Source organism: Leyella stercorea (genome assembly GCF_019052365.1).
Taxonomy (GTDB): Bacteria; Bacteroidota; Bacteroidia; order Bacteroidales; family Bacteroidaceae; genus Prevotella.
Genome location: NZ_JAHQUY010000195.1, coordinates 1 through 441 on the forward strand (window position 1 = coordinate 1; position 441 = coordinate 441).

The 441-nt window shown below is 49.2% G+C and carries 1 protein-coding gene; it reads right to left on the reverse strand.

Annotated elements, in window-relative coordinates; translation table 11 throughout:
- A partial coding sequence (locus KTQ90_RS13590; protein WP_217318862.1) for a DUF3408 domain-containing protein occupies nucleotides 1-403 on the reverse strand: 403 nt, incomplete at its 3' end.
- Nucleotides 404-441 lie beyond the last annotated feature (38 nt).

Genomic DNA, 441 nt, shown 5'->3' on the forward strand with positions numbered 1-441 from the left:
ATACGCTCATGCGTCTCCCTCCGAGGATGCGGACGACACGATCAAGACGGTCTCGCACATCGGAACTGACAAAGACTGGCTTGCGGTCGTCAATCCTTGGAACTTGGAGGAATGTCTGCTGATACTCCTCCAGTGTCGCCTTGCGCTGCTTGCCGCTGATGCGCTTCTGCGGATTCGATGGCGATAGAGCTTCGTTCGTTAGCTCGTCCTCCATACAGGAGGTTGTTGCAGCCACATTCTCTGTCACAACTTCTAAATCGGAGTTCTCCACCTCTTCAAAGAAAGAGCTATGTTCTTGGGCATAGTCTTTACCATAAGTGGATGATTGAAGCGAAGCCACCACCTCCTGTGTCATTTTCTCCTGCTGTTCAGGAGACATTTTCGTTTCTTTTGTTCTTGCCATAGCTTATGCTGTTTTATTTGTTAGTATAGTGGTCACGG